General features: G+C 41.4%; 11 protein-coding genes and 1 rRNA gene. 11 read left to right on the forward strand and 1 reads right to left on the reverse strand.

The window, feature by feature from the left end:
- The first annotated feature begins 258 nt into the window (after positions 1-258).
- The 8 genes from EDD58_RS06075 to EDD58_RS06110 all read left to right on the forward strand — a co-directional run bounded on the left by EDD58_RS06075 (position 259) and on the right by EDD58_RS06110 (position 8,247).
- A complete protein-coding gene (locus EDD58_RS06075; RefSeq protein WP_131923936.1) occupies positions 259-1,425 on the forward strand; it encodes a Leu/Phe/Val dehydrogenase in 1,167 nt (388 codons plus the stop codon).
- Positions 1,426-1,432: 7 nt separating this feature from the next.
- Positions 1,433-2,506, forward strand: a complete 1,074-nt coding sequence (gene pdhA, locus EDD58_RS06080) for a pyruvate dehydrogenase (acetyl-transferring) E1 component subunit alpha (protein WP_131923937.1) — start codon at positions 1,433-1,435, stop codon at positions 2,504-2,506.
- Positions 2,503-3,480, forward strand: a complete 978-nt coding sequence (locus tag EDD58_RS06085) for an alpha-ketoacid dehydrogenase subunit beta (protein WP_131923938.1) — start codon at positions 2,503-2,505, stop codon at positions 3,478-3,480. Before pdhA ends, EDD58_RS06085 begins: the two co-directional genes overlap by 4 nt.
- A 12-nt stretch (positions 3,481-3,492) precedes the next feature.
- Entirely contained in the window at positions 3,493-4,728 is a 1,236-nt protein-coding gene (locus EDD58_RS06090) for a dihydrolipoamide acetyltransferase family protein (protein WP_131923939.1), read from the forward strand.
- 157 nt (positions 4,729-4,885) lie between these two features.
- Positions 4,886-5,704 (forward strand): MBL fold metallo-hydrolase, encoded by an 819-nt coding sequence (locus tag EDD58_RS06095; RefSeq protein ID WP_165875831.1) that lies wholly within the window; start codon positions 4,886-4,888, stop codon positions 5,702-5,704.
- A gap of 380 nt (positions 5,705-6,084) precedes the next feature.
- Positions 6,085-6,813 carry an SDR family NAD(P)-dependent oxidoreductase gene (locus EDD58_RS06100; protein ID WP_131923941.1) on the forward strand — a complete coding sequence of 243 codons (729 nt, stop codon included), beginning with the start codon at positions 6,085-6,087 and terminating at the stop codon, positions 6,811-6,813.
- Positions 6,814-6,816: 3 nt separating this feature from the next.
- Positions 6,817-7,851 (forward strand): S-adenosylmethionine:tRNA ribosyltransferase-isomerase, encoded by a 1,035-nt coding sequence (locus EDD58_RS06105; RefSeq protein WP_131923942.1) that lies wholly within the window; start codon positions 6,817-6,819, stop codon positions 7,849-7,851.
- A 48-nt stretch (positions 7,852-7,899) separates the two neighbouring features.
- Entirely contained in the window at positions 7,900-8,247 is a 348-nt protein-coding gene (locus tag EDD58_RS06110; protein WP_165875832.1) for a VOC family protein, read from the forward strand.
- A 104-nt stretch (positions 8,248-8,351) separates the two neighbouring features.
- Here EDD58_RS06110 and EDD58_RS06115 read toward each other — a convergent pair whose 3' ends face one another.
- Entirely contained in the window at positions 8,352-8,930 is a 579-nt protein-coding gene (locus EDD58_RS06115; protein ID WP_131923944.1) for a hypothetical protein, read from the reverse strand.
- A 258-nt stretch (positions 8,931-9,188) separates the two neighbouring features.
- On the opposite strand from EDD58_RS06115, the gene EDD58_RS06120 reads away from it, so the two are divergent.
- The 3 genes from EDD58_RS06120 to EDD58_RS15005 all read left to right on the forward strand — a co-directional run.
- Positions 9,189-10,550, forward strand: coding sequence for a cytochrome ubiquinol oxidase subunit I (locus EDD58_RS06120; protein ID WP_131923945.1), 1,362 nt, complete (start codon positions 9,189-9,191; stop codon positions 10,548-10,550).
- Complete coding sequence (locus EDD58_RS06125; protein WP_131923946.1) at positions 10,547-11,572, forward strand: cytochrome d ubiquinol oxidase subunit II; 1,026 nt, start codon at positions 10,547-10,549, stop codon at positions 11,570-11,572. Before EDD58_RS06120 ends, EDD58_RS06125 begins: the two co-directional genes overlap by 4 nt.
- 205 nt (positions 11,573-11,777) lie before the next feature.
- Positions 11,778-12,183, forward strand: a 23S ribosomal RNA gene (locus EDD58_RS15005); the annotation flags it as partial.

A 12,183-nucleotide genomic window follows, 5' to 3' on the forward strand; every position in this document is an offset into this window, starting at 1 on the left:
GAACCCAACATTAAAAATGACATAGGATGGATTGAGGCTCCACATGCTTGAAAGTGTTGGAATCTTAGGGAGTTAGCGATCATGATTGGCTCATCAACCTGTCCCATAGTGGGAGATGCACCTAACTTGTGAGGGACACCTATTAGGGTGCGTGAGATTTCTCTTTGATCCTATCACTCAAAACTGTGGAGTTTCAATCGCCACTTCCGTAAATCAACTTTCAGTCTTGTCTCCAGTCAACGAGAAAGGGTGGGAACCATGAGCATGGAAAGCATTGAACTAGAAAAAAAGTGGACCGGGCATCATGAGCATAGAGAAAATCGGATGAGAGATATTTTCGAGATGATGGATCAGTACGGTCATGAACAGATCGTTTTTTGCCGTCACCCCGAGTCTGGATTAAAATCAATTATTGCAATTCATGATACGACACTAGGACCTGCCATTGGTGGGTGTCGGATGATTCCCTATGCAACTACAGATGAAGCTTTGGAAGATGTACTTCGTCTATCTAAAGGAATGACCTACAAATGTGGGCTAGCTGATGTTGATTTTGGCGGTGGAAAAATGGTGATTATTGGGGATCCTGAACAAGAGAAGTCCCCAATTATGTTTCGTGCATTAGGTCGATTTTTATCAGGGTTAAATGGTCGGTTTTATACAGGTACAGATATGGGAACGAATCCGGATGATTTTGTGCAGGCTGCACGAGAAACAGAATCAGTGGTTGGACTACCTACAACACATGGAGGTAGTGGAGATACATCGATTCCAACTGCCTTCGGTATTTTGCAAGGAATTCGCGCTACCGCCAAGCATCTATGGGGTTCCACCAATTTGAAAGATCGCCGCATTGCAGTACAAGGTGTCGGAAAAGTGGGACAAAAATTGGTGGAATTGCTTTTAAATGAAGGAGCATACTGCGTGATTGCGGATTTAAATATGGAGAAGTGCAACCAATTAAAAGAGGAATTTTCTCCATATGTGGAAACAGCCGATGTGAATACGATTCATCGAGTGGAATGTGATATTTTTTCACCTTGTGCTCGTGGAGGAATTGTTAATGATCATACATGGTCAGAGCTTCAGTGCCGAGCGATTGTAGGGTCTGCAAATAATCAGTTAGTTGCTGATCAACATGGAGATCGATTGCATGAACGAGGGATTTTATACGCACCTGACTATTTAGTTAATGCAGGGGGATTGATTCAGGTTGCTGATGAATTAATCGGCTATCAACAGGAACGAGTGTTGGCCAAAACAGAAAACATTTACCATACATTATTGGAAATTTACGAACGTTCGAGAAACGATGACATTCCTACCTATCGAGCTGCGGACCAAATCGTTTTAGAAAGATTGGAGCAGGTCGTTGATCTTCGTCGGATTTTGCTAGGCTCTCCAGATGGAAGTAGAAGGGGGTAACTTACTGATGTCAACCCAGGTGGATCAGAAGTATATACAATATTTGACTCCGGACGGATTTCTAAGTCCAGAGGGACAGGCAATCTGGAATTCACTCAAAGCAGATGAAAAGAAAAATTTTTACCGTTGGATGACGAAGATTCGCCTGTTTGACCGTCGAGCTGTTTTATTACAACGACAAGGGAGGATTGGAACCTATGCTCCATTGGAAGGGCAGGAAGCATCCCAAGTAGGGAGTGCACTCGCTCTTTCCCAAGAGGATTGGATTTTTCCTAGCTACCGTGAACATGGAGTAGGTATGATTGCAGGGATGCCCATTTCGCAAATCTTCTTATATTGGATGGGGCGTGTAGAGGGATGTCAACCTCCAGAGGGTGTTAATCTTCTTCCTCCCTATGTACCAATCGCCACTCAACTTCCTCATGCAGTTGGTGCCGCATGGGCGAGCCAATTACGGGATGAAACAAGTGTAGCTGTTGCCTACTTTGGAGATGGAGCCACTTCGGAAGGTGATTTTCATGAAGCTTGTAACTTTGCGGGTGTATTTAAAGCACCTGTAATTTTCTTCTGTCAAAATAATGGATATGCCATTAGTGTTCCCTTTTCTAGACAGTCTGCCTCGAAGACAATTGCCGAAAGAGCCCAAGCATATGGATTTCCAGGGATCCGAGTAGACGGTAACGATGTACTGGCTGTTTATGATGTGATGAAACAAGCCGTGGAGCGTGCACGATCAGGTCAAGGTCCTACTTTGATTGAAGCAATCACTTACCGCAAAGGATCTCATACAACAGCGGATGATGCCACTCGCTATCGTCCATCCGAAGAGGTAGAGCATTGGGTTACCCAGCGGGACCCTATTGAAAGGCTTACTCAACTACTAAAAAAAGAAAAATTATTAAGCCCATCGGAAGAGAAGCAATGGGAAGAAGAGTGTAAGCAACAGATTGATGAAGAATTTAAACAAGCTGAGTCGAAACCTCCAGCCTCCGCTGGCCATTTGTTTGCACACGTTTATGAAACATTATCACCTTCCGAACAGAGACAGCTATCAGACCTACAACGAGGTGAGCAACCATGAGCCAATTAACCTTAGTTCAAGCCGTCTGTGAGGGACTTCGTGTTGCGTTGGAGAAGGATCCGAATGTTCTTCTCTTAGGTGAAGATATTGGGAAAAATGGCGGGGTTTTTCGTGCGACGGAAGGGTTATGGGAACAGTTTGGTGATCATCGGGTGATTGATACCCCTTTAGCTGAGGCAGGAATCGTGGGAACCTCGATTGGCTTGGCGATTCGGGGATTTCGTCCTGTTGCTGAAATCCAATTTTTAAGTTTCATTTACCCAGCATTCGAGCAAATTGTCACTCATGCGGCGAGACTGCGGACTCGAACCCAAGGAACATTTCCAGCGTCACTGGTGATTCGTGCTCCTTATGGAGGTGGGATTCGTGCTCCTGAGCTACATTGTGATTCTACCGAAAATTTATTTGTCCATATACCAGGATTAAAGGTGGTTGTTCCTTCAACACCTTCAGATGCAAAAGGGTTGTTGCTATCAGCGATCAATGATCCAGACCCTGTTCTCTTTTTGGAGCCTATGAAGCTATACCGATCCGTAAAGGAAGAAGTTCCCGACGGATGGTATGAAGTTCCACTAGGAAAAGCTCGCCAAGTTCGTGAAGGAGATGACTTAACTCTCATCGCTTGGGGAGCCATGGTACCCGAAGCGGAAGAAGCTGCTAAAAAGTTGGAACAACAGGGGATCACTTGTGATCTTTTAGATTTACGAAGTTTATACCCATTGGATGAAGAAGCAATCATCCAATCTGTGAAGAAAACAGGACGGGTTGTGATTGTTCACGAAGCTCCGAAAACAGCTGGATTAGCAGCAGAATTGACCGCTTTGATTAATGAACGTGCTTTTCTATACTTAGAAGCCCCGATTACCCGAGTTACAGGCTACGATGCACCTGTACCCATGTATGCTTTGGAGGATCATTTCCGCCCAGATGTAGATCGAATTTCAGAAGCCATTCAACAAGTAGTCACCTTTTAGGGAGGGAAAAAGATGACATTAGCTTTTCAGTTACCTGACATTGGTGAAGGAGTAGCAGAAGCGGAAGTGGTTCGTTGGTTGGTACAGGAGGGTGAGTGGATTGAGCGAGATCAGCCGATTGTGGAAGTGCAGACAGATAAAGCAGTCGTAGAGCTTCCTGCGCCTGAATCGGGTCAGATTCAGAAATTAATGTGGGATCAGGGGGCAACTGTTCCTGTAGGTGAAGTGTTGTATGTAATTGCATCGACTGTTGCTGAACCTATCCAGTCAACTGGGCAAAATTCCGCTACAAAGGCTGATAAACCTTCACAGCCAACGGTAAAGAAGGAAAAGCAGAAGCAACGTGTTTTAGCAGCGCCTTCTACTCGCCGTTTAGCTAGAGAGCTTGGAGTTGACTTAACTCAAGTGTCAGGGACAGGACCGAATGGACGAGTTGTGGATGGAGATATCCGACGTTTCCTTGCTTCGAAACAGACTAATAGTGAAGCATCAGTTACACAAGAACCTTCGGTTGAACCTATTGGACAAAATGTATGCGCTTCCAAAGTGGTTCAAACACCATTATCTCCAATCAGAAAAGTGATTGCAGAGCGTTTAACTTTTTCCTTGACTCATAAACCACATGCCACTCATTTTGATGAATTAGATTGTGCGGGACTGGTAGAGTGGAAAAAAAGAAGAGATGTTGAAAACCAACTACAAAACTTACCGAAGCTGACTTATATGGCTATTTTGATGAAAATGATTGCACAAACGTTGAAAATTCATCCCCATTTCAATGCCCATTTTGATGAAGATTCTCAGTTGATCCATACACATTCATCCATCTCAATCGGAATGGCGACTGATACTCCTCAAGGACTGTTAGTTCCAGTCGTTCACCAAGTGGAACAGAAAAATATGATTCAGTTGGCACAAGAAATCAAGCAACTCACGGATCAAGCAAGAGCAGGAAAATTGATGCCTGCACAAATGAAGGGGAGCACATTTACCATTAGTAACGCTGGAGCTTTAGGTGGAAAATGGGCTACTCCCATTATTCATCCACCTGAAGTCGCAATTCTAGCTCTTCATCCAATTGAACAAAAACCAGTTGTTGTAAATGGGGAGTTAACTGTAGGTTGGCGCATGAATGTATCTTTAAGCTTTGATCATCGGGTCATGGATGGGGCTGATGCGATTCGCTTTACACAAACTTTAGGGGCATATACATCTGATCCAGGAAAGTTAATTCAAGAATGGAAATGAACGTATCATAGATATGGAGTTGGTTAAAACAAGGGTGCTCCCCTTGTTTTTTTATTTGGAAGGGCTATTTCATTTGTAAATAGAAGATAAATCATTATAATATGAATGAATAGAGATTCATAATCTAGATATATCAAGCAGTTGAAAGGCTATGATGATGAGAAAAATTAAAATCCAACAAAGTGAATTTGATGGAGTACAGGCACTACGTGGAAAATTTACTTTACTAGGAAATCCATTTACATTTTGTAGCTATGTGGTGGATCATTGTATGATTGACACAGGCCCAGCTTGTGCCAGAAAAGAGATTTTCCAGTTCGCCACTGATTTTCATGTGGAGCAAATGGTTCTGACCCATCATCATGAAGATCATTCGGGAAATGCATTTGCTCTTTCTAGACATGGATTTGGACCCGTCTTCATGAGTCAACAAACCCAAGCGCAGATTCAACAGTTACATGTTCCTCTGTATCGACAACTAGCTTGGGGAAACAAGGGGAATATGAAAGCATCGGTAAGAGAAGAGTTGCTTACAGATCGTCTTTGTACAAAGAATTACAATTTTGAAGTTGTCCATACTCCTGGTCATACAGCAGACCACATTTGTTTAGTTGAAGTTGAACGGGGTTGGGCTTTTACAGGGGATCTTTATCTAGGTAATAAGCTTCATTATGGAATGAAAGGTGAATCAGTCGCTCAACAGATTACTTCACTAAAAGCGGTGTTATCTTTCCCTATTCAAATTGTTTTTTGTGGTCATGCTGGTGTAGTTGTAAATGGGAGAGAAGCATTGGAAAAGAAACTAGATTTCTTAGAATGGCTGACTGAAGAGACGAAAGAGCGATGGGAACAGGGGCTAGATGAAAAAGAAATCGCAAAAGAATTATTACCACGCTATCCATTGATTCCTTTTTTGTCACAAGGAGAAATGTCTCCTGTACATCTGATTCATTCAGTTATTCATGAGTGCAAGTAATTTTACACACACTGTTCATTGGTGAGCAGCGTGTGTTTTTTATCATGGAGCGCCGAGAATCCCCCACCTCTTAGCGTAGGTGGCGGGAGTGTTCAAAGGCTTTGGAAGGAGCCTTTTTATTTTTTGATACTTTTTATACATTTATGTTTATTAAGTATTTTAAGCGGGTAAAAAATAGTAGCTTCGATCACAAGATTCTAGCGATGTTCACTTTTTAAGAATTATGCATTGCGAAGAAACCAGAAGCTTGCTACCCTTCGACTTCTTATTCTTCATAGAAGGGTCCTACTTAGAAGCACTTCGGGTGAAACATTAACTTTTCACTTTAGGTTTGCTGATCGTATTGAGTTAAAGAATCCATTTTTGTAGGAGGTTTTCAAATGTTAAATCATCATGTGGTTATGATTACTGGTGCATCAAAAGGTTTGGGAAAGGCATTAACGATGGCTTTTGCCAAAGCAGGTGCAAAGTTAGCGATTGTGGCTAGAAAAGAACATGAATTACACCAAGTTGAGCAAGAACTGAAACGTTTGAGTGTAGAAGTATTGGCAATGACCGGTGACATGTCGAATTCACGAGATGTGGAGCGATTTGTTGCGACTGCTGAAGATACTTTTGGGCAAATTGATGTGTTAATTAACAATGCATCCATCTTTGGACCCAGTCCATCTCCTTATCTGCTTGATTTTCCGGAAGAAGATTTTATGGAAGTGCTAAGAATCAATACAGTGAATCCTTTTTTGGTAACAAGACGTGTGATCGCTGGCATGCTAAATCGAGGTAAAGGTTCAATTATTAATGTAACTTCAGAAGCAGGACATGTGGGGTATGCCGGATGGGGAGCTTATGGTATTTCCAAGTTTGCTGTTGAAGGATTGACCCAGACTTGGGCGGATGAAGTAGATGGAACAGGTGTCCGAGTGAATGCGGTTGATCCTGGAGAGATGGACACGGATATGCATGCGTTGGCAGTTCCAGATTGTGATTATGAGTTGGCAAAACCTGAAGAAGTGGTTGATGTGTTCCTTTATTTGGCATCAGATCAATCCGATCATCTGAATGGACAACGCTTAGAAGCACAGTCATTTTCCTGGAAAAAGGGGGAATGAGAAGTGGTTACAATTCCATTTTCTCTACCTAATGAATTAAATGCAGATAGTCCTCCTGAGAGACGGGGAATCAGACGTGATCATGTTAGGATGATGGTCTCTGATCTTCGGTCAGGTGAATCACAACATGTTCGTTTTTTTGATTTACCTCAAATGTTAAAAACTGGTGATGTAGTGGTTTTAAATGCAAGCCGTACTGTGCCAGCTGTTTTATATGTAGATCAAATGAGAGATGGAAAGTGTATATCATTAAAGAGAGAACTTCGCTTGGCTCATCGAATTGATCATCAAACCTGGGATGTGTGGATCGTTGGAGATCAAGTTCAGCAAGGGGATGAGTTAATCTTTTCAGATAAGCTGACAGCAATCGTGACTCAGACGGATTTCTCTTTTCCGCTTGTCCAAGTTCAATTCTCGTTATCAGGTGCACAGTTATTTGAGCAGATTTACTCACTAGGTGACCCCGTTCGTTATGAATATATTAAACAACCGTGGTCGCTGGATTACTATCAAACTGTTTATGCCAGCGTTCCTGGTTCTGTCGAGATCCCTTCGGCGGGTCGAGCGTTCAGTTGGGAGCTTATATTTCGCTTAAGAGAGCAGGGGATTCAAATCGTTACACTTACTTTGCATACAGGATTAAGCTATTTTCACGATGATTTACCCTTCCTTTCTCCTGAGCAGAATAGTGAATCTTATGAGATCCCGGAATATACAGCGCTGACTATTAATCATGCCAAACAACATGGAGGGCGTGTGATTGCTGTAGGTACAACTGTAGTCAGAGCATTGGAGAGTGCAGCAAAATCAGATAAAGTTTGTCTTGCACGGAGGGGGAAAACCAACTTGAAAATTACAGAAGAAACCCCTTTACAAATCGCAGATGGCTTAATAACAGGATTTCATGAGCCTGAGGCAAGTCATCTTGATTTATTAAGTGCTTTTGTAGAACCTTCTTTGTTAAAGAAAATGTATGAAGAGGCGATTCAACAGCGGTATTTATGGCATGAATTTGGAGATATTCATCTCATTTTGTAGAACGTGAGAGATGAATTGAAGGAAATAGATTGAAGGAGCGTGTGGGGATTGCTTCATCATGTGGGTCTTGAAGTAAAGAATATAGAACGAACTAGTCAGTTTTATCATCGCTGGTTTCAGTTGAATGAGGGGAAGCTTATGGAATTAAACGGAGAAAAGATCCTCTTTCTTCAAGTGGGAAATACATGGTTAGAGTTTATAGAGGTAGAAAGCCCTAATCATCAAGATTCAATCTATCATCTCGCATTTAAAGTCACCGACATAGAACAACAGATCTCAATTATGGAGAGAGCAAAAGTCCCAATTTTAGAGCCGATCCAAAGCTTCCCAAATGGATGGAAGAATGCATTTGTTTCTGGACCAGATGGAGAATGGATTGAATTGATCCAATCATAAGTGAATATTTAATAGTTTTAAAAAGCTGAGCCCATCATTTTCAAAAGATGAACTCAGCTTTTTGACTTAAAGCACTCTGTTTTTAAAGATCAAATCTCAAAAAATTAGGGACGTACATAAACATAAGTAATTTGGTCGTTCCAACCATCTCCAACATAACTAATGCTTACTCCAGGTGCATATGTTTTACAGGGTTCCCCACCATTTTTATGAAAACATACAGTCGTTCCTCGACCGTTACTAGCTGTTTTTAGTGAAGAAATCGAATCGTTCCAGCCACCAGTGAGATTATAAGCACGACCCACAGGTACATCTAAGAACCATCCTCGATAATTTGAATGATGGTACAAAGCTGTGTAAGTGGCAGCTTCGATTTGATTGGATGACCATTTGATATCAAAACTCTTTAATGCTTTTTCATACTCTAACTTGGTTTTATAGCAATAGAGAGTTCCGTCTTGATCCATAATAGAATAAACCATTTTTTTCTTTATTTCATTGTATTGTGCTTGGTTTTTTTGAGGTGAGTATTCGATCCCTTGATTGACAATTGGATACGAGGCGGTTTCATAAATCATTTTTCCTTCAATTGGTGAATCGCTTAATGCTTGTGTTGATGTTGCTGGAATCAAAGAGAACACCATAATCAAAGATAGAAACAGGAGTAAAGGAATTCTTTTCAAATTTACCACTCCTCTGAATTTGTGATACAGGGATATATTACCAATATTAGTTGTTGATGTAAACAATGAAATTAAATAGTTGGAAATATTGATCTATGAAGATGATTTAAAAAGGGTCTCGTTTTAAATGTTTGGGTGATAAGTTGGTTTTATTGTTATAAAAAAATATTTATTTTTGTTACATAAAAATTTCCTCTTATCGCAAACTAGAAAAGAAATTATTAGGTGGAGATTGTGGATAACGAGGAGGGAATTTCCTTGGATTCAGTTACGGTAACAAGGGCTTTTTTTGGTACATCGATGGCCTTTCATATTATCTTTGCGACATTAACTGTGGGTCTTTCTGCGATGGTATTTTTAAGTGAAGTTATAGCTAAATGGAGAAAGGATACTGATTATACACTCATGGCAAAACGTTGGACTAAAGCAGTTGCTATTTTGCTAGGTTTAGGGATTCCAAGTGGAACGATTGTGGCAGTTCAACTTTCTTTGCTGTGGCCTGGTTTTATGAAAATAGTTGGGCAAGTGATTTCGGTTCCGTTTCAAGTAGAGATTTTTGCATTTTTCTTAGAAGCTCTAGCACTGTCTATTTATGTGTTTGCCGCAGATCGACTCCATTCTTGGGTGCGTGTGATTGCTTCAGGATTGGTTGCATTTGGAGCTTCAGCTTCGGCAGTATTGATCACTTCAGCAAATACGTGGATGAATACACCGGCTGGTTTTGATATGAAGCCGGATGGAACTATATTTAATGTAGATCCATGGAAAGCCTTTTTTAACCCAACCTTTTTTAATTCAGCATACCATGTCGTGGTGAGTTCTTTGATGACTGGTGCTTTTGCTATCGTAACAGTTGCTACTTATCGGTTTATGAAAACTAGGGGACAGCCAAGAGAAAATCAAGTTCATAAAAAAGCGGTGGTGTTTTCGCTAAGTGTTGCATTGATCATGTCCTTGTTGACGGCTTTGTCTGGACATGGATCGGCACAAAATTTACATAGATACAATCCTGAGAAACTGGCGGCGGCTGAAGGGTTATTTGAAACACAGAGATATGCCCCTTTAGCCATTGGTGGTTTCACCGATCCGGATACACATGAAGTGAAGTATGGGATTGAAATTCCTTATATGCTCAGCTGGTTGGCTGCCAATCGATTCGACACAGAAGTGAAGGGCTTGAACGATTTTCCGGCGGAAACCTGGCCACCGTTTTATGTTCATACGTTGTTCAATGTGATGGTGGGGATCGGAACTTTGTTACTTATACTCGCTTTAGTCGCTCTACTTTATTGGTGGAAAAGACGAAGACAGGAAGGAAAGCTATTTCCTAAATGGCTGTTGTGGAGCCTTGTCTCTTCAGGTCCTCTTTCAATGTTAGGTATTGAATTTGGTTGGATTTTTAGCTGTAGTGGTCGCCAACCTTGGACAATCTATGGATATCAATTGACGAAAGATGCAGCGACGCAATCTGGAAATGTAGGGATGCTATTCTTGTTATTTGTCCTCGTCTATATATTGCTAATGTGGATTTTTATTACTGTGTTACGTTCCTATTTTAAACATCATCCCCTTAGCAAAGCCTTGGAGGATTCTGTGAATAAAGGGGAGGTCCTTGTATGATTGAAGCTGGAATTGCGATATTGGTTGTTTGGATCATCCTATACATTTATAGCATTGCAGGTTCCATCGACTTTGGGTCTAGCTTTTGGTCCATGTATTATGGGAAACGGAACACCAAGGCTGGTGAGTTGGCTAATCGATTTTTGTCACCTACTTGGGAGGTAACCAATACGATTTTGGTATTGCTGGTAGTCGCTTTTATGGGGCTTTTCCCAAAAGGAATCTATATGTTAGGTACTTTATTATTAGTACCAGTTAGTTTGATTTTGTTATTGATTATCATACGTAGTGCTTTTATGGTGTTTTCCTATTCGGTTTCTGGATATCGCAACGTTTTACGTGTGGTTTCTGGAATTACAGGGGTGCTTGTACCAGCATTATTGATTAGTGCTTTGCCAGTTACACAGGGGGGCTTTATCGATATTGTCGATGGAACGGAAGTTCTACTTTTTAATAAATGGTTGACGAGCCCTGTTGTCTATATGTACATGTTATTCGGTCTTTCCTCGGCGCTATTTTTGTCCTCGATATTTCTAACTGACTATGCCAATGAGTCAAGGGATGAAAAGGCATACCTGACTTATCGACGTAATTCAGTCGTTCTTGGACCAGCTACTTTAGTTATTGCGATGATTACGTTATCAGTATTAAACCCTGAAGCTGCGTGGTTTTTTGACCAACTCCAACGTTATAGAGGATGGTTTTTACTGTCTATTGTAGCGTTTTTGATTGGTTATTCAGCGTTATGGTGGAAAAATCAGCATGGATTTAAAAAAGGAAGACCCCGCGTTTCTGTTGTTATGGTTGCTCTACAATACTTCTTGGCTACATTTGCATATGGAGCAGCACATCTACCTTATATCGTTTACCCACATTTACGGGTTCAAGATGCATTTACGAATATTAACACCTTTTATTCCCTGCTCTGGACGATCACAATTGGAACAGCGATTCTACTTCCTGGATTTATTGCTTTCTGGAGATTATTCCTAAAAGATAAACGATATCTACGCCAAAAATAGAACAAAATCATCATAAAGTAAATTTTTTTGTTAAAATGGGTTGATTATTTATTTTACCCGTGCTATATTATTACTTGTCGCCGCAAGATGCGACGAGATGAAGATTGCACCTTGAAAATGTGAATATGGAAGAACACGATATCTAGTCTAGATGTCATGTTGCATTCACCGGAAGAAGTTTTAAGTTTTTTAATGAACCGAGGTAGGATAAGCTACTAAGGGCACACGGAGGATGCCTTGGCGCCAGAAGCCGATGAAGGACGGGACGAACACCGATATGCTTCGGGGAGCTGTAAGTGAGCTACGATCCGGAGATTTCCGAATGGGGAAACCCACTAGTCTGAAGGACTAGTACCGCCACCTGAATCCATAGGGTGGTTGGAGGCATACCAGGGGAACTGAAACATCTAAGTACCCTGAGGAAGAGAAAGCAAATGCGATTCCCTGAGTAGCGGCGAGCGAAACGGGATTAGCCCAAACCACGAGTCTAGACTCGTGGGGTTGTAGGGCGTCTCACATGGAGTTACAAAGGTGAGTAGTAAGTGAAGTGGTTCTGGAATGACCCGCCATAGCAGGTAACAGCCCTGTAACTGAAACTGCTCACTCTCCGA

The organism is Hazenella coriacea (genome assembly GCF_004341825.1).
Lineage (GTDB): Bacteria > Bacillota > Bacilli > Thermoactinomycetales > Thermoactinomycetaceae > Hazenella > Hazenella coriacea.

Excerpts from the sequence above, each read along its gene's own strand:
- EDD58_RS06075 (WP_131923936.1), top strand. The coding sequence starts at position 259 with ATGAGCATGGAAAGCATTGAACTAGAAAAAAAGTGGACCGGGCATCAT.
- pdhA (WP_131923937.1), top strand. The coding sequence starts at position 1,433 with ATGTCAACCCAGGTGGATCAGAAGTATATACAATATTTGACTCCGGAC.
- EDD58_RS06085 (WP_131923938.1), top strand. The coding sequence starts at position 2,503 with ATGAGCCAATTAACCTTAGTTCAAGCCGTCTGTGAGGGACTTCGTGTT.
- EDD58_RS06090 (WP_131923939.1), top strand. The coding sequence starts at position 3,493 with ATGACATTAGCTTTTCAGTTACCTGACATTGGTGAAGGAGTAGCAGAA.
- EDD58_RS06095 (WP_165875831.1), top strand. The coding sequence starts at position 4,886 with ATGAGAAAAATTAAAATCCAACAAAGTGAATTTGATGGAGTACAGGCA.
- EDD58_RS06100 (WP_131923941.1), top strand. The coding sequence starts at position 6,085 with ATGTTAAATCATCATGTGGTTATGATTACTGGTGCATCAAAAGGTTTG.
- EDD58_RS06125 (WP_131923946.1), top strand. The coding sequence starts at position 10,547 with ATGATTGAAGCTGGAATTGCGATATTGGTTGTTTGGATCATCCTATAC.